15 protein-coding genes and 1 tRNA gene are annotated in these 14,474 nt (G+C 71.4%); 4 read left to right on the forward strand and 12 right to left on the reverse strand.

The features are described from left to right. A partial coding sequence (locus tag ACFWGJ_RS31610; protein ID WP_387331538.1) for a M20 family metallopeptidase occupies positions 1–1,107 on the forward strand: 1,107 nt, incomplete at its 5' end. A gap of 90 nt (positions 1,108–1,197) precedes the next feature. On the opposite strand, the gene ACFWGJ_RS31615 is transcribed toward ACFWGJ_RS31610, so the two are convergent. Further along, a tRNA-Pro gene (locus ACFWGJ_RS31615) sits at positions 1,198–1,271 on the reverse strand. 152 nt (positions 1,272–1,423) lie between these two features. Here ACFWGJ_RS31615 and ACFWGJ_RS31620 point away from each other — a divergent pair. Next, positions 1,424–2,155 carry a transketolase gene (locus tag ACFWGJ_RS31620; protein ID WP_387331540.1) on the forward strand — a complete coding sequence of 244 codons (732 nt, stop codon included), beginning with the start codon at positions 1,424–1,426 and terminating at the stop codon, positions 2,153–2,155. 96 nt (positions 2,156–2,251) lie between these two features. Next, on the forward strand, positions 2,252–3,157 hold the full coding sequence (locus ACFWGJ_RS31625) for a transketolase family protein (RefSeq protein ID WP_387331542.1): 906 nt from the start codon (positions 2,252–2,254) through the stop codon (positions 3,155–3,157). Between the two features lie 47 nt (positions 3,158–3,204). Here the strand turns inward: ACFWGJ_RS31625 and ACFWGJ_RS31630 are convergent, their stop codons facing one another. Beyond that, the gene (locus ACFWGJ_RS31630; protein WP_387331544.1) at positions 3,205–3,564 is read right to left on the reverse strand and encodes an MmcQ/YjbR family DNA-binding protein; all 360 of its coding nucleotides are present in this window, start codon (positions 3,562–3,564) and stop codon (positions 3,205–3,207) included. Positions 3,565–3,791: 227 nt separating this feature from the next. Here ACFWGJ_RS31630 and ACFWGJ_RS31635 point away from each other — a divergent pair, with 227 nt between their 5' ends. Then, positions 3,792–5,114 carry an RICIN domain-containing protein gene (locus tag ACFWGJ_RS31635; protein WP_387331546.1) on the forward strand — a complete coding sequence of 441 codons (1,323 nt, stop codon included), beginning with the start codon at positions 3,792–3,794 and terminating at the stop codon, positions 5,112–5,114. Positions 5,115–5,157: 43 nt separating this feature from the next. On the opposite strand, the gene ACFWGJ_RS31640 is transcribed toward ACFWGJ_RS31635, so the two are convergent. The 10 genes from ACFWGJ_RS31640 to ACFWGJ_RS31685 form a co-directional block, all read right to left on the reverse strand. Beyond that, positions 5,158–5,703: a GNAT family N-acetyltransferase gene (locus tag ACFWGJ_RS31640; RefSeq protein ID WP_387331548.1), complete on the reverse strand. Its 546-nt coding sequence runs from the start codon at positions 5,701–5,703 to the stop codon at positions 5,158–5,160. After that, positions 5,700–6,254 carry a helix-turn-helix domain-containing protein gene (locus ACFWGJ_RS31645; protein WP_387331560.1) on the reverse strand — a complete coding sequence of 185 codons (555 nt, stop codon included), beginning with the start codon at positions 6,252–6,254 and terminating at the stop codon, positions 5,700–5,702. The genes ACFWGJ_RS31640 and ACFWGJ_RS31645 overlap by 4 nt, the downstream gene beginning before the upstream one ends. Before the next feature lie 97 nt (positions 6,255–6,351). Beyond that, a complete protein-coding gene (locus ACFWGJ_RS31650) occupies positions 6,352–7,278 on the reverse strand; it encodes a LysR family transcriptional regulator (RefSeq protein WP_387331550.1) in 927 nt (308 codons plus the stop codon). A 31-nt stretch (positions 7,279–7,309) separates the two neighbouring features. Beyond that, positions 7,310–8,512 (reverse strand): glycine C-acetyltransferase, encoded by a 1,203-nt coding sequence (locus ACFWGJ_RS31655; protein ID WP_387331562.1) that lies wholly within the window; start codon positions 8,510–8,512, stop codon positions 7,310–7,312. Between the two features lie 87 nt (positions 8,513–8,599). Then, the gene (gene tdh / locus ACFWGJ_RS31660) at positions 8,600–9,628 is read right to left on the reverse strand and encodes an L-threonine 3-dehydrogenase (RefSeq protein ID WP_387331552.1); all 1,029 of its coding nucleotides are present in this window, start codon (positions 9,626–9,628) and stop codon (positions 8,600–8,602) included. A 195-nt stretch (positions 9,629–9,823) separates the two neighbouring features. After that, positions 9,824–10,555, reverse strand: a complete 732-nt coding sequence (locus ACFWGJ_RS31665; RefSeq protein ID WP_387331554.1) for a GAF domain-containing protein — start codon at positions 10,553–10,555, stop codon at positions 9,824–9,826. Then, the gene (locus tag ACFWGJ_RS31670) at positions 10,552–11,151 is read right to left on the reverse strand and encodes an ATP/GTP-binding protein (RefSeq protein WP_107019936.1); all 600 of its coding nucleotides are present in this window, start codon (positions 11,149–11,151) and stop codon (positions 10,552–10,554) included. Before ACFWGJ_RS31670 ends, ACFWGJ_RS31665 begins: the two co-directional genes overlap by 4 nt. Beyond that, positions 11,129–11,500: a DUF742 domain-containing protein gene (locus ACFWGJ_RS31675; RefSeq protein ID WP_107019937.1), complete on the reverse strand. Its 372-nt coding sequence runs from the start codon at positions 11,498–11,500 to the stop codon at positions 11,129–11,131. Before ACFWGJ_RS31675 ends, ACFWGJ_RS31670 begins: the two co-directional genes overlap by 23 nt. A gap of 2 nt (positions 11,501–11,502) precedes the next feature. After that, positions 11,503–11,937 (reverse strand): roadblock/LC7 domain-containing protein, encoded by a 435-nt coding sequence (locus ACFWGJ_RS31680; protein WP_387331556.1) that lies wholly within the window; start codon positions 11,935–11,937, stop codon positions 11,503–11,505. Between the two features lie 83 nt (positions 11,938–12,020). After that, positions 12,021–14,186, reverse strand: a complete 2,166-nt coding sequence (locus ACFWGJ_RS31685; RefSeq protein ID WP_387331558.1) for an ATP-binding protein — start codon at positions 14,184–14,186, stop codon at positions 12,021–12,023. Positions 14,187–14,474 lie beyond the last annotated feature (288 nt).

Here is a 14,474-nt window from a genome sequence, read left to right on the forward strand (position 1 = left end):
CGGCACGTCCGTGCCGCGGCGGACGACCTGATCGCCCTCTCCCACCGGATCCACGCCCACCCCGAGTTGGCCTTCGAGGAGTACCTCGCCAGCCGCTGGGTCGCCGACGCCCTCGACGACGCCGGGTTCGCCGTCCAGCACGGCTACTGCGGGCTGCCGACCGCCGTGGAGGCGACGGTCGGCAGTGGCCCGACCCATATCGCGATCTGCGCGGAGTACGACGCGCTGCCCGACATCGGACACGCCTGCGGCCACAACGTCATCGCCGCCGCGGCCGTCGGCGCCGGTATCGCACTCGCTCCCTTGGCGGACGAACTCGGCCTGACCGTACGGGTGCTCGGCACCCCCGCCGAGGAAGGCGGCGGCGGTAAGGTGCTGATGCTGGAACAGGGCGCCTTCGACGGCGTGCACGCGGCCATGATGGTCCATCCGGCCGCGGTCGAGATGGCGGCGATGCCCGGCCTGGCCGTCACCCAGTTCGACGTGGCCTACGAAGGCAGAGCGGCCCACGCCGGCGCCTATCCCGAGCTGGGCGTCAACGCGGCGGACGCCATGACCGTCGCCCAGGTGGCCGTCGGGCTGCTACGGCAGCACACGACCGCCTCCGACCGTATCCACGGCATCGTCACCCGGGCCGGCTCCGCCGCGAACATCGTCCCCGACGCCAGCCGGGGCCGCTGGATCGTACGCAGCGACAGCCTGGACGCGCTGCGGCCGTTGTCCGAGCGGGTGCGCCGCTGCTTCGAGGCGGGCGCGATGGCCACCGGCTGCGAGCTGTCCACCACGCCGGTCGGCCCCGACTACGCCGATCTGCGGCCGGACCGGGACCTGCTGGACCTGTGGGTCGCCAACGCGACGGCACTGGGCCGCCGCTTCCCCGACCTGCCGGCCGGCGTCACCGGCGCCGCCACCGACATGGGGAACGTCTCCCATGTCGTGCCCACCATCCACCCCATGCTCGGCCTCGACTGCGGGCCCGCGGTCAACCACCAGCCGGAGTTCACCGCGACGTGCCGCACCCAGGCGGCGGACCGGGCGGTACTGGACGGGGCGACCGGTATGGCCTGGACGGCCGTCGACGTCGCCCTCGCGGCCCAGCGGTCCTGAAAGCGGTCCCGCGGCCGCGAAAGCAGTCGCGAAGTCCTGGAACACGAAGTAGGGGCCATCCGAAGATGGCCCCTACCTGCGACGTTTCCGTCGGGACGACAGGATTTGAACCTGCGACCCCTTGACCCCCAGTCAAGTGCGCTACCAAGCTGCGCCACGTCCCGATGCCCGCGGTGACCTGGGGTTTCCCCTGGCCGAACGGACATCGAAACTCTACCGCACTCGGGTCGGTGGTCGCGCACTCCTTTTGTCCCGCCGCGGTCGCGCACGGCCACCGCTTGACCTCAATCTTGCTTGAGGTTGCACGATCGTCCGCATGACGACGACAACGGCGGAACCCCGGCAGGAGCACGGCCACGGGGAGCGGTACGACCGTTACGAGGCGCTGACCGGCCTCATGGAGCTGATGAGCGGGGACGAGAAGCACGGACCGGCGGCGACATCCACACTCGACGCGCTCTGGGTCCTCTACGACCGGGTGCTGCGGGTCGCGCCCGACCGGGCGGACGACCCAGGCCGGGACAGGTTCCTGCTGTCCAAGGGGCACGGACCGATGGCCTACTACGCGGTCCTCGCCGCCAAGGGATTCGTCCCGGTGGACTGGCTCCCCGGCTTCGGCTCGTACGACTCGCCGCTGGGCCACCATCCGGACCGCGTGCTCGTACCCGGCGCCGAGATCGGCAGCGGTTCGCTCGGGCACGGTCTGCCGATCGCGGTCGGCACGGCGCTGGGACTGCGGGCCCAGGGCCTCCACGACCCGCGCGTGTGGGTGCTCGTCGGGGACGCCGAACTGGACGAGGGCAGCAACCACGAGGCCATCGCCTACGCGGGCCCCGCCGGACTCGACCGCCTGCACACGCTCGTGATCGACAACTCCTCCGCCAGCTGGGCAAGGCCCGGCGGGATCGCGGCGCGGTTCGAGGCCGCGGGCTGGTCCACCGCGACCGTCGACGGGCGGGACCACGAGGCCCTGTACGCCGCGTTCACGGCACCGCACCCGGGGCGCCCCCGCGTGGTCGTCGCCCAGGTCGAACCGAAGGACGGCTGAGACCGGAGACCGGCTCGCGGCCCCTCCCTCCCCCTCCCCCCTTTGCTCTTCTGCCCTTCTGCTGTTTCGCTGTTCTGCTGTTCTGAGAGGTTTTTCATGGACACCATGCGTGATCGGTTCGCCCCCGTCATGTCACGGCTGCTCGACGAGGATCCGCGCGTCGCCGTCGTCCTCGCCGAGATCGGCCTGGCCGATTTCGAGGAGACCCGGCGCCGGCACCCGGACCGGGTGATCAACGTCGGCATCCGCGAGCAGCTGCTCGTCGGCGCGGGCGCGGGACTGGCACTGACCGGTCTGCGGCCCGTGGTGCACACCTTCGCCAGCTTCCTCGTGGAGCGGCCCTTCGAGCAGCTCAAGCTGGATCTCGGCCATCAGGACGTGGGCGCGGTACTGGTCAGCGCCGCCGCGTCCTTCGACTGGCCGGCGGGCGGCTACACCCACATGTCCCCCGGCGACGTCGCCCTCCTCGACACCCTGGACGGCTGGACCGTCCACGTGCCGGGGCATCCGGACGAGGCCGAAACACTGCTGCGGCACGCCGTCGCGGCGGACGGCGACAAGGTGTACGTACGCCTGTCCACGCAGTCGAACGACCGGGCTCTGCCCGTCGACGGCGCCCGGTTCCTCACCGTCCGCGAGGGGCGGGCCGGTGTGGTCGTCGCGGTCGGTCCGCTGCTCGGCCCGGTGCTGGAAGCGACCGAAGGACTCGACGTCACCGTGCTGTACGCGACGACCGTGCGGCCCTTCGACGCGGTCACGCTGCGCCGCGCCACGGAAGCGGCGGGCCCCGACGTGGTCCTGGTCGAGCCGTATCTGGCCGGAACGTCGGTCTCCGCCGTGAACGACGCCCTCATGGACGTCCCGCACCGGGTGCTCGGCCTCGGCGTCGGCCGCCGGGAGCTGCGCCGCTACGGCCTCGTCGAGGAGCATGTGGCCGCGCACGGGCTCGACGCGACGTCCCTGCGCGAGCGGATCGACGGATTCGTGGGGGTACGGGCCTGAGCCTGACCGGAGCCGGCCCGCATCCGCCGGTTTCCGGGCCGCCGCCCTCAGCCTTCCGCCACGACCCCCAACTCCGGGTAGGCGTCCAGCAGCCGGGGCGGCGCCGCCTGCCGCCAGGAGTCCGCGAGGATGTCCCGCAGTTCGTCCGCGTCCTCGACGGCCGCCAGCCGCACCCGCACCCACGCCGACCCGGCCTCGTGTGCGGCGACCCAGAACTTCTCGGGCTCGGCGAGGACCAGTTCGTCACGCTCCGTCTTCGGGCAGCGCACGGCCATGGAGGTCTCCGCCTCGGGCAGGGTGACGAACATCTTCCCCGCCACCCTGAAGGTGGGCATGCTCCAGGCGATCTTCTCCACGGTGTCCGGCAGAGAGAGACAGATTCGGCGTACGTCATCGGCATCCTGCATGGAACGCACCGTAACCAATGGCACTGACAAGACCGGCGGCCTGGGCCCGCAGGCGCCGCAACCCGGGCCTGAACTCCGGTAATTCACCGCCTGGGCGACAGCTCCCGGCACCACACCAACTACTCTGGCCCCAGCCGTACGACCCGCGCCCCCGCATCCCGGGTCGTGCCCCGCCCCACAACGGTTTCCTCTCTTCCCGTTGGCCCAGAGGAAAGGTATGGAAGTACATGTCCGACCAGCAGAAGGCACCGGGAGAGTCCTCCGCCCCCGCAGCGGAAGCCGGCACTCCCGACGCCGAGGCCGTCGCGGCCCAGCTCACCGGTTCCGGCACCGGGAAGCCTCAGACCGCCTCCACGTCCGAGGGCACCGATGCGGGACAGGCCGCCGCGAGCGAACCGGCGGCCGGCGCCGACCCCGCCCCCGCCTCAGCCCCCGACGCCGACACCGACACCGACACCGAGAAGGCCGGGAGCGACCCTTCGAAGGCCGGCAAGCCCGAGGCGGAGACCGAAACCAAGGCTGAAACCAAGGCAGAGGCCGAAGCCGGAGCCGGAGCCGGAGCCGGAGCCGGCGAGAACGCGCAGGGCGCCGCCGGGAGTTCCGCGGGCGAGGCGGCGAGCGGGAGCGACGCGCAGGCGGTCTCCGCCGCGGCCACCCGGGAGCAGCACGAGGCCGTCGCGATCGCGGCCGTCGGCAAGAACACGGCCGTCTCCACGCAGAGCGCGGTCGGCAGGCCCCGTAAGCCGGTGCTCGCCGGTGCCGCGCTGGCGGGCGCCCTCCTGGTCGCCGTACCGCTGCTGATCACGGTGACGGACAAGGACGAGGAGAAGAAGAACGTCGACAACGCGGCCTCCGACACCGTCCTGAACGAGGCCGGGGGCCCGGCCGGCGTCTTCGAGACCCAGACTCCTTCCCCGTCCGAGTCGGAGCCGGAGAAGAAGAAGGAGAAGAAGGCGGCGGCCGTGGCCGCACCGCCGGTCGCCGAGGAGGCCGCCGCGACCACCACGAAACCCACCCCTTCGCCGAGCAAAAAGAAGAAGGAGGCGGCCACGAAGAAGGCGCCGAGCACGCTGCCGGCCGTCATGACCCGCGTGCTCATCAAGAACAACACCAACGGCACCTGCGTGGACATCCCCGGCTTCAGCAGTGGCAGGGCGGACGGGCAGGTGACGCACGCGACGTGCAACAGCAACACCGACGACAACCAACTGTGGAACGTCGAGAAGCGTTACGACAAGGCCGGGCCCGGCGGGGTACCGCTCTTCCAGATCCGCAACGTCATGGACAGCATGTGCCTGGACCTGCCCGGCTACCGGGGCGTCGGCGGTGCCACCAAGGTCACGGAGTTCCCGTGCAACGGCACCACGAACGACAACCAGTTGTGGTGGCTGGACAAGCAGTCCGACGGCAGGTTCTGGATACGCAACGCCGCCAGCAACAACCAGTGCCTGGACTCCTACGCCAACAACGACTCCACGCGTGACCTGATCATCTGGCCCTGCGCTCCCGAGGGCCAGAACAACCACGAGTGGATCTTCACCCGTTCGTGAACGGCCCGCTCATGACCGGACCGTTCATGACCGGACCGCGGGCTCATTCGCCAGGAGCCGCCACGTACTTGTAGAAGATCGTGGTGGGATGCAACTCGCCCGCCGGGGTCCTCGCGTAGTCGGGGATCACGCCGGCCCTGGTCCACCCGGCCGACCGGTAGAGCGACTCGGCCGGGCTGTCGGTCTCGGTGTCGAGGCTGAGGAGGGTCAGGCCCGCCTCGACGGCCGCGCGTTCGGCCGTGGCGAGCAGCGAGCGGCCGAGGCCGCGCCCCCGTCCCTCCCGGTGCACCATCAGCTTCGCCACCTCGCCGCGGTGACGGCTGTTGGGCTTGTCCGGGAGGACGAGGCTCACGGTGCCGGCGATGTGGCCGTCCAGGTACGCGGCCCACACGGCGAGGGAGTCGTCCTCGACCGCGTCCGCCCGCCGGCGCCACCAGTCGGCGGCCGTGGCGTGGTCGAGCGGGGCGAGGAAGCCGATCGACGCGCCACCGTCGACCGTGTCGGTCAGCAGCTCAGCCAACTCATCTGCTGCGGCCAGCAGTTGATCGGCCGTCAGTCGTACGCAGGTCACGGCGGTCGTCGCGGTCACGGCAGGACCACCGCCAGCGCGTAGCGCGCGTCCCGCGGGCCGGGACACCGGAACCGCGTGGGCCCCCACACCCGCAACCGCAGACAGTCCCCGGTGTCGAGCCGGTGTTCGGCGTCCTGGGCGGTGATGTCCAGCCGCCCGTCGAGAACCCAGATGTGCTGTTCGAGGCCGGGTACGGGCGGCCGGTCGTAGGCGATGTCGGCGCCCGCAGTGAGCCGCCCCTCGACGAGTTCGCCGCGCAGCCCGGCATGCGGCGGGGACACCGAGCGGCGTACGAAACCGGAGGCGCGGTCCTCCCACACGGCCTGGTCGGCGGCCCGTACCAGCGGGACCGGGGCCGCCTCGGCCTCGACCTCGCTGAGGAGCTGCGACATCGTGCGGCCGTGGACGGCGCACAGGCGGTTCAGGAGCGAGGCCGTGGGGCTGATCTCGGCGCGCTCGGCGCGAGAGAGCGTGGAGCGGCTCACTCCGCTGCGCTTCGCCAACTCGCCCAGCGACCAGCCCCGTTCGGCCCGCAGTTCGGCCAGCCGGGCGCCGAGCCTGACATCCATGGGATCCGCGGGGCCCACGGGGTCCACCGGGTCCGGGTCGGCGGCTGCGGGGGCGTCCGCGGGTGCCACACCTTGATCTCGTCTCACATTCGGGATGTTATCCCAGATGCGGGACGCCCGGTGCTGTTTCCGCCGCCTCCGCCAGCGCTTCCAGCACCGGCAGGATCAGCGGGTGGGCCTCGGCTCCCCGGCGTACCGCGGCGAAGACCCGGCGGGTGGGGGCGACACCGTCCACGGGGCGCACGACCACTCCCGCGAGATCCATGCCCCGCAGGGCCGAGCGCGGTACGAGGGCGACCCCCGCGTCCGCCGACGCCAGCGCGACCACCGCCCGGAAGTCGTCCGAGGAGTGTTCGAGCCGGGGCTGGAAACCGGCGTGCTCGCAGGCCAGGACCACCACGTCGTGGCAGGGGTTGCCCGGGTACGGGCCGATCCACGGATCCTTGGCCAGCTCGGCGAGCGGCACCTCCGTACGGTCGGCGAGGCGGTGGGTCTCGGGCACCACGGCGTCGAACGGTTCGGCGTACAGCGGGATGTGCGCGAGACGCGGGTCGTCGGCGTCCGGGGCGCCCCGGTACTCGACGGCGACCGCGACGTCCACCTGGCGGTCGAGCACCATCGGCAGGCTCGCGTCGCCCTCGGCGTCCTGGACGCGCAGGAGGATGCCGGGCGCCGTGCGGGCGAGGCGGGCCAGGGCGGGTGCGACGACGAGGCCGATGCCGGTCGCGAAGGAGGCGACGCTGACCGTGCCGGCCGAACCCGAGCTGTACGCGGCCAGCTCCGCCTCGGCCCGCTCCAGCTGCGCGAGGACGGCGTTCGTGTGGCTGAGCAGGATCTCACCGGCCGGAGTCAGCCGTACGCCCCGGGCGCCGCGCTCCACCAGACGGTGTCCCGTCTCCTGCTCCAGGGCGGTCAGCTGCTGCGACACCGCGGAGGGCGTGAGGTAGAGCGCGGCGGCGGCCGCCGTCACCGTCCGGTGGTCCGCCACCGCCCGGAGAATGTGGAGCCGCCGCGCTTCGATCATGCGGCAGATTCTCTCAGGACCTGCGAGGGATTCAGGCGGCGTCCTGCGCCAGCTCCGCGCGCGCCGCCACGAAGGCGTCCACCGCGCGGTTCACGTCCTCGGTGGAGTGCGCGGCGGACAGCTGGACACGGATGCGGGCCTTGTCCTGCGGGACCACGGGGTACGAGAAGCCGATCACGTACACCCCGCGTTCGAGGAGCAGCTCCGCCATCCGGCCGGCGACGGTCGCGTCCCCGATCATCACCGGGGCGATGGCGTGGTCGCCGGGGAGGATGTCGAAGCCCTCCTCGGTCATCCGCGAGCGGAACAGCGCGGTGTTCGCCGCGAGCCGCTCGCGCAGGTCGTCGGCCGCCTCCAGCAGGTCGAGGACCTTGAGCGAGGCGGCGGCGATCACCGGGGCCAGGGTGTTCGAGAAGAGGTACGGGCGCGACCGCTGGCGCAGCAGCGCGACGATCTCGGCGCGGGCGGCCACGTAACCGCCGGACGCGCCGCCGAGGGCCTTGCCGAGGGTGCCCGTGATGATGTCGACCCGGTCCATGACGCCGTGCAGTTCGGGGGTGCCCCGGCCGCCGGGGCCGACGAAGCCGACGGCGTGCGAGTCGTCGACCATGACCATCGCGTCGTAGCGGTCGGCGAGGTCGCAGATCTCGCGCAGCGGGGCCACGTACCCGTCCATGGAGAAGACGCCGTCGGTGACGATCAGCCTGCGGCGGGCGCCCGCGGCCTCCTTCAGCTGCTGCTCCAGGTCGGCGAGGTCGCGGTTCGCGTAGCGGAACCGGCAGGCCTTGGAGAGCCGGATGCCGTCGATGATCGACGCGTGGTTGAGGGCGTCGGAGATCACCGCGTCCTCGGCGCCGAGCAGCGTCTCGAACACCCCGCCGTTGGCGTCGAAGCACGACGAGTAGAGGATCGTGTCCTCCTGGCCGAGGAACGCGGACAGCCGCCCCTCCAGCTCCTTGTGCACCTCCTGCGTACCGCAGATGAAGCGCACGGACGCCATGCCGTACCCCCAGCGGTCGAGCGCCTCGTGGGCGGCGGCGACGACCTCCGGGTGGTCGGCGAGACCGAGGTAGTTGTTGGCGCAGAAGTTGAGGACCTCACCCGCACGGCCGCCCGAGGTGACGGTCACGGTCGCTGACTGCGGGGTGCCGATGACGCGCTCGGGCTTGTGCAGGCCCGCGGCGCGGATCTCGTCGAGGGTGGTGCGGAGGTCGTCACGTACGGAGTCGAACATCATCAGTCCTTACGGGGTCCGGAGTCCTTGAGGAGTCCAGGTGGGTCCAGGTCCTTGGGGGGCCAGGTCCTTACAGAGTCCAGGGCCTTACACGGTCCAGTCGAGGATGACCTTGCCGCCGCGGCCGCTCGCCGCGTCCTCGAAGGCCGCCTCGAAGTCGCGGTGGCCGTAGCGGCCGGTGATGACCGGCGCGAGGTCGAGGCCGCCTTCCAGCAGGACCGACATCGCGTACCAGGTCTCGAACATCTCGCGGCCGTAGATGCCCTTGATCGTGATCATGGAGGTGACGATCCGGGACCAGTCGACGGCGAACTCCTCGGACGGCAGCCCGAGCATGGCGATCTTTCCACCGTGCGTCATGTTGGCGAGCATGTCCCGCATCGCGACCGGGTTGCCTGACATCTCCAGGCCCACGTCGAAGCCCTCGCGCAGCCCGAGCGAGCGCTGTCCTTCGGCGATGCCCGACTCGGCGACGTTCAGCGCGAGGGTGACACCGATCTTGCGGGCCAGCTCCAGACGGTCCTCGCTCACGTCGGTGACGACGACGTGCCGGGCGCCCGCGTGCTTGGCGACGGCGGCGGCCATCAGACCGATGGGGCCCGCGCCGGTGATCAGTACGTCCTCCCCGACCAGCGGGAACGACAGCGCGGTGTGCACGGCGTTGCCGAACGGGTCGAAGATCGCGGCGATGTCGAGGTCGACGGGGACGCGGTGCACCCAGACGTTGGACGCGGGCAACGCCACGTACTCGGCGAACGCGCCGTCGCGGCCGACCCCGAGGCCCACCGTCGCCCGGCACAGATGGCGCCGGCCGGCCTGGCAGTTGCGGCACTTCCCGCAGACCAGGTGACCCTCGCCGCTGACCCGGTCGCCCACCGCGATCTCGCCGACGTCACGGCCCGTCTCCACGACCTCGCCGACGAACTCGTGGCCGAGCACGAGCGGTGCCTCGATGGTCTGCTGGGCCCAGCCGTCCCAGTTGCGGATGTGCAGGTCGGTGCCGCAGATCCCGGTCCGCAGGACCTTGATCAGCACATCGCCGGGGCCGACGGCCGGCTCCGGTACGTCCATGAGCCGCAGCCCGGGCTCCGCCTTCTCCTTGACCAGCGCCTTCAACGGGGCTCCCGTGCGTGAGGTCCCGGATCCAGGCATGCCGAAGGACGCCCGCACCGGGGAGAGGAGTGGATTCGACCAGCAATCTGCCGTACATCGGCCCCCGGGTCCATCGAGGTTTTCTTAACCTCTCCCGCAGCTTTCCTTCACACCACCGATCTTCCCCTGCTCCTTCGGCGGCGACCCGGCCGGCTCCGGTCAGAGCCCGCCCTCCCTCAGCTCGATCTGCTCGACCAGTTCCGCCGCCATCGCCTTGATGGTGTCCAGTCCGGACCTCCCCCACGGCCGGGGCTCGACATCGGCGACGCACACCGTGCCGAGGGCGATACCCGTACGGTCGAGCAGCGGGGCGCCGAGATAGGAGTGGATGCCGTACTCGTCGACGACCGGGTTGCCCGCGAAGCGGGGGTAGTCACGGACGTCCTCCAGGACCAACGCCTTGTGGCGGACCACCACATGGGGGCAGAACCCGTAGTCGCGGGCCATATGGCGGCCGGGGCCGATGGAGAGCGGGGCCGGGCGGCCGAGGTCGGCGTCACCGCGGATCGCGTCACCGCGGATCGTGTCACCGCCACTGCCGCTGCCGCCGCCACGGTCGCTGCCGGTGCCGGTGCCTGTGCCGGTGCCGGTGGCCATGGCGTCGTGCCGGGTGTCCGGGAGCCGGGCGTGCGAGGCACCGGCGTACGGGGGCCGGACATGTGGGGGCTGCGCATGCAGGCCCGCGAAGAACTGCCGTTCCTCGCCGACGAAGTTGACCATCGCGTACGGCGCCCCGGCCAGCTCGGCCAGCCGCCGCGCGAACGCGTCGAGGGCCGGTTCCGCGCGCTCCCCCAGACCCAGCACCCGCAACCGGCACGTCCGGGCGGGTGCCTCCTTGTCCACGGGCGTGAGCAGCAGCCGACCGGCCGGACGCGCCGGGTCGTACCTCATGTGTGTGCTCCGTGACTCGGGGCGCGCGTCGGTGCGTGGGCCAGCAGGTGGCGGACGAGCGTGAGCAGCGTCTGCACGCCCGAACTGGAGATCCGCGCGTCGCAGCGGACGACCGGCACGCCCGGGTCGAGGTCGATGGCCGCGCGCACCTCCTCCGGGTCGTAGCGGAAGCCGCCGTCGAACTCGTTGACGGCGACGATGAAGCCGAGACCGCGCTGCTCGAAGAAGTCCACGGCGGCGAAACAGTCCTCCAGGCGGCGGGTGTCGGCGAGAACCACCGCGCCGAGCGCGCCTTCGGAGAGCTCGTCCCACATGAACCAGAACCGTTCCTGTCCGGGCGTACCGAACAGATACAGCACATGTTCCGCGTCGAGGGTGATGCGCCCGAAGTCCATCGCGACGGTCGTCTCGACCTTGTTCTCGATGCCGTCGAGATTGTCGGTCGCGGCGCTGACCGTGGTCAGCAGTTCCTCCGTGCTGAGCGGCGCGATCTCGCTCACCGCACCGACGAAGGTGGTCTTGCCCACCCCGAAGCCTCCCGCCACCAGGATCTTCAACGCGGTGGGGAAAGGGTCAGAGCTGTCGTCGTAGTCCATCGAGCACTGCCTCCAGAAGAGACCGGTCAGTGGGGTTGTGGTGGAACGTCGGGGGCTTCATGGACAGCGCCCCGCAGTCGACGAGGTCGGAGAGCAGCACCTTGGTCACTGCTGCCGGCAGCTTCAGATGCGCGGCGACCTCGGCCACCGAGACGGGGTCCCGGCACAGTTCGAGCGCCTGGGCGTGCTCGGGTCCGAGGTAACCGAGGGGGGTGACGCCGGTGGCCATCACCTGGGACAGGAGGTCGAGCGCGGTGCTCGGCCGGGTCCTGCCGTTGCTCACCTGGTAGGGCCGCACCAGGCGGCCGGCCGCGCCGTCGAGCCAGGGACCGTCGCCGGCCGCGGCCACGTTCAAGGCCTCATCGCCGGCGGTTCGACACTGTGCTGCCGCGGCGCGGTCATCAGGTACGGGCGGACGCTCTTGACCAGCATCGCCATCTCGTAGCCGAGTACGGCCGCGTCCGCGTCGCGTCCGGCCAGCACGGCCAGGCAGGTTCCGGAACCCGCGGTGGACACGAACAGCAGCGTGGAGTCCAGTTCGACGACGACCTGGCGCACATCGCCGCCGTCGCCGAAGCGGACGCCCGCGCTGCGCCCGAGGGAGTAGAGCCCGGAGGCCAGCGCGGCCATGTGGTCGGCGCTGTCGGGATCGAGTCCGTGCACCGACTTCACGAGGCCGTCGCAGGAGAGCAGCACCGCGCTTCTGGTGTGCGGTACGCGCTGTACGAGGCCGCTCATCAGCCAGTCCAGATCGGTTGCATGGCCGGTCGGCACATCGCTCGCCATGGGGGATCGACTCCTTGTAATACGAAGGTCTTCGGGAGCGGAAGTGTGGGTGGGGGTGTGAGTGGGGGTGCGGGCTGCGTGCTTCATCCGGCCGGTGCGCTCCCGTCGTGCCGGGCGGACTCCACAGGGGCGGGCTCCATGGGTGCCGGCTCCATGTGGGCGGGCCCCGTGTGCGCCGGACCCGTGTGGGCCTGATCCATGTGGGCGGGCCCCACGTGCGGCTGATCCACGTGGGCGGAACCCGTGTGGGCCGGACCCGTGTAGGCCTGATCCATGTGGGCCTGACCCATGGAATCCATCTCCCTGCACCGGGCTTCGGCGAGTCCGATGCCGCGCTGGAACGCCGCCATCAGGCCGGGATCGTGTCCCACCAGGAACTCCGACTCCTGCCGGGGCGCGGGCCCGCCGCGCAGTTCGGGCACGATGTGCTCCTGGGCCCGCCGCCTGGGCAGTTGGGGCCTGCTCATGCTGCCGCGCACCACGCCGTTGCGCGGGGTGGGCGGCGTGACCGTGTTCTCGGCGACGGCCCGTCTGTCGTCGGGCCGGATCCCGGGGACGGCCTCCGCGGGGTTGGCCCTGGTCTCGGTCCCTCGCACCGGCAGGGGGATGGGACCGCCCCCGCCGCCGTTCACGACGGTCAGCCCGGCGGGCGCCCCGTCCGGCTGCGGCTGGGCGTGTGACTGCGCCTGGGCCTGTGACTGCACGGACGCGGGAGTCCAGGCCTCGTGCGTGGGAGTCCCCTGAGCGGGGGTCGCAGGTGTTGCGGACCCATGTGTTGGCACCCCATGGGCCGGAGTCCCATATGCCGACCGCTCATGAGCCGGGGTCGCATATGGGGAGACCCCATGTGGAGGACCTCCATGTACAGGACCTCCATGTGCCGCAACATCATGAAAAGGAGACCCATGCGCAGGCGTGCCCTGAGCCGGACCCTCGACGACAGCGGCAGCGCCCTGCACCACCGCGCCCCGTGGCGAAGGCCCGTTCACCGTCCCGTTCACCCCGGCCGGTGCCACCGTCCGCGCCCCGGTCTGCGTGCCCTCCTCGTCCCCCAGCAACGCCTGCGGCACCACCAGTACGGCCTGTACGCCGCCGTAGATGTTGGTCTGCAGCCGGACGGCGATCCCGTGCCGGCGGGCGAGCTGGGAGACCACGAACAGCCCGATCCGGCCGTCCTGGAGCAGACTCGCCACATTCACCTGGTCAGGGTCGGCGAGCAGCGCGTTCATCTTGTGCTGTTCGGCCAGCGGCATGCCGAGCCCGCGGTCCTCGACCTCGACGGCGAGCCCCGACGTGACCACGTTGGCCCGCAGCAGCACCTGGGTGTGCGGCGCCGAGAACACCGTGGCGTTCTCGACGAGTTCGGCCAGCAGATGGATCACGTCGGCCACGGCGTGCCCGCGCACGGTCCCGTCGACGGGCGGTACGAGCTTGACCCGCGAGTACTGCTCGACCTCCGCGGTCGCGGAGCGCAGCACCTCGGTCATGGAGACCGGGTTGCTCCACTGCCGGCGCGAAACGGCGCCGCCGAGCACCGCGAGGTTCTCGGCATGCCGGCGGATGCGGGTGGCGAGGTGGTCGACGTGGAAGAGGCCCTTGAGCAGGTCCGGGTCCTCGATCTCGTTCTCCAGCTCGTCGAGGATCGAGATCTCGCGGTGGACGAGGGACTGGAGCCGCCGGGCGAGATTGACGAAGACCTCGACCTTCTGCTCGCTGCCCGCGTGGCTGGACAGCTGGGAGGCCTGGACGACCGCGCCGATCGCGCCGTCGTGCGCGGCCGCCAGGTCCTCGGCGAGCAGGTCGAAGTCGTCGGCGTCCGCGGCGGGCCGACTGCGCGGGCGGCGGGCGGGCGGCCCGTCACCGCGGCGCAGTGCCTCGACGAGGCCGAGCAGATCGGCCTGGCCCCGCGCGCTGACGCGGCGCAGCGTCCCGATGCGGTCGTGCACGGACCGGGCGGCCCGGTCGGCGGCCACGGTGGCGATCACGATGCCCGCGACAGCGACCGCGAGGGCTCCGGAGAGCACGATCCACAGGGTGAGGCCGGGGCGTGAGCCGGTCGTGCGGACGGTGAAGAGGACGGCGGCGCTCGCGCTGAGCGCCACCGCGAGGGGCGGCAGGATCGCGAGGCGGAGCAGTTGGGGGCGTATATGGGTCTCGGGCAGCGTGGGGGTGGTGCGGGCGACCGGTCGCCCGTGCCGCCCGCCCTCGCGGCGGTCTGCGCGTGCGGCCGGTGCGCGAAGGTGAGACATCGACGTCCTCGTACTGGTGTGGCGGGGCTGTGGGGGTCCCCCGGTCGAGAGAGCCGAAGAAATAGGCCCTCTGTCGCTCAGCGGCCACTCACAGTAGTCGCCACCGCATCATGTGCGGTGGGCAGTTGACAAAGTCCGACGGCTGACGTCCCGCTCTGGTATGAGCGTTCGTACGACAGACCGATAAACCCCTCGACCACGCGCTTCCGTGTCTTACACAACTGATCAGACCTGGTCAGAAGCGGTCAACAAAAACGGCGAGGGCCGAGGAGCAGTTCGCTCCTCGGC

It is taken from the genome of Streptomyces sp. NPDC060205 (assembly GCF_042728395.1).
Lineage (GTDB): Bacteria > Actinomycetota > Actinomycetes > Streptomycetales > Streptomycetaceae > Streptomyces.

Coding starts and splice junctions, on each gene's coding strand:
- ACFWGJ_RS31620 (WP_387331540.1), top strand. CDS start 1,424: ATGACGACGACAACGGCGGAACCCCGGCAGGAGCACGGCCACGGGGAG.
- ACFWGJ_RS31625 (WP_387331542.1), top strand. CDS start 2,252: ATGGACACCATGCGTGATCGGTTCGCCCCCGTCATGTCACGGCTGCTC.
- ACFWGJ_RS31630 (WP_387331544.1), bottom strand. CDS start 3,564: ATGCAGGATGCCGATGACGTACGCCGAATCTGTCTCTCTCTGCCGGAC.
- ACFWGJ_RS31635 (WP_387331546.1), top strand. CDS start 3,792: ATGTCCGACCAGCAGAAGGCACCGGGAGAGTCCTCCGCCCCCGCAGCG.
- ACFWGJ_RS31645 (WP_387331560.1), bottom strand. CDS start 6,254: ATGGATGTCAGGCTCGGCGCCCGGCTGGCCGAACTGCGGGCCGAACGG.
- ACFWGJ_RS31650 (WP_387331550.1), bottom strand. CDS start 7,278: ATGATCGAAGCGCGGCGGCTCCACATTCTCCGGGCGGTGGCGGACCAC.
- ACFWGJ_RS31655 (WP_387331562.1), bottom strand. CDS start 8,512: ATGTTCGACTCCGTACGTGACGACCTCCGCACCACCCTCGACGAGATC.
- ACFWGJ_RS31665 (WP_387331554.1), bottom strand. CDS start 10,555: ATGAGGTACGACCCGGCGCGTCCGGCCGGTCGGCTGCTGCTCACGCCC.
- ACFWGJ_RS31670 (WP_107019936.1), bottom strand. CDS start 11,151: ATGGACTACGACGACAGCTCTGACCCTTTCCCCACCGCGTTGAAGATC.
- ACFWGJ_RS31680 (WP_387331556.1), bottom strand. CDS start 11,937: ATGGCGAGCGATGTGCCGACCGGCCATGCAACCGATCTGGACTGGCTG.
- ACFWGJ_RS31685 (WP_387331558.1), bottom strand. CDS start 14,186: ATGTCTCACCTTCGCGCACCGGCCGCACGCGCAGACCGCCGCGAGGGC.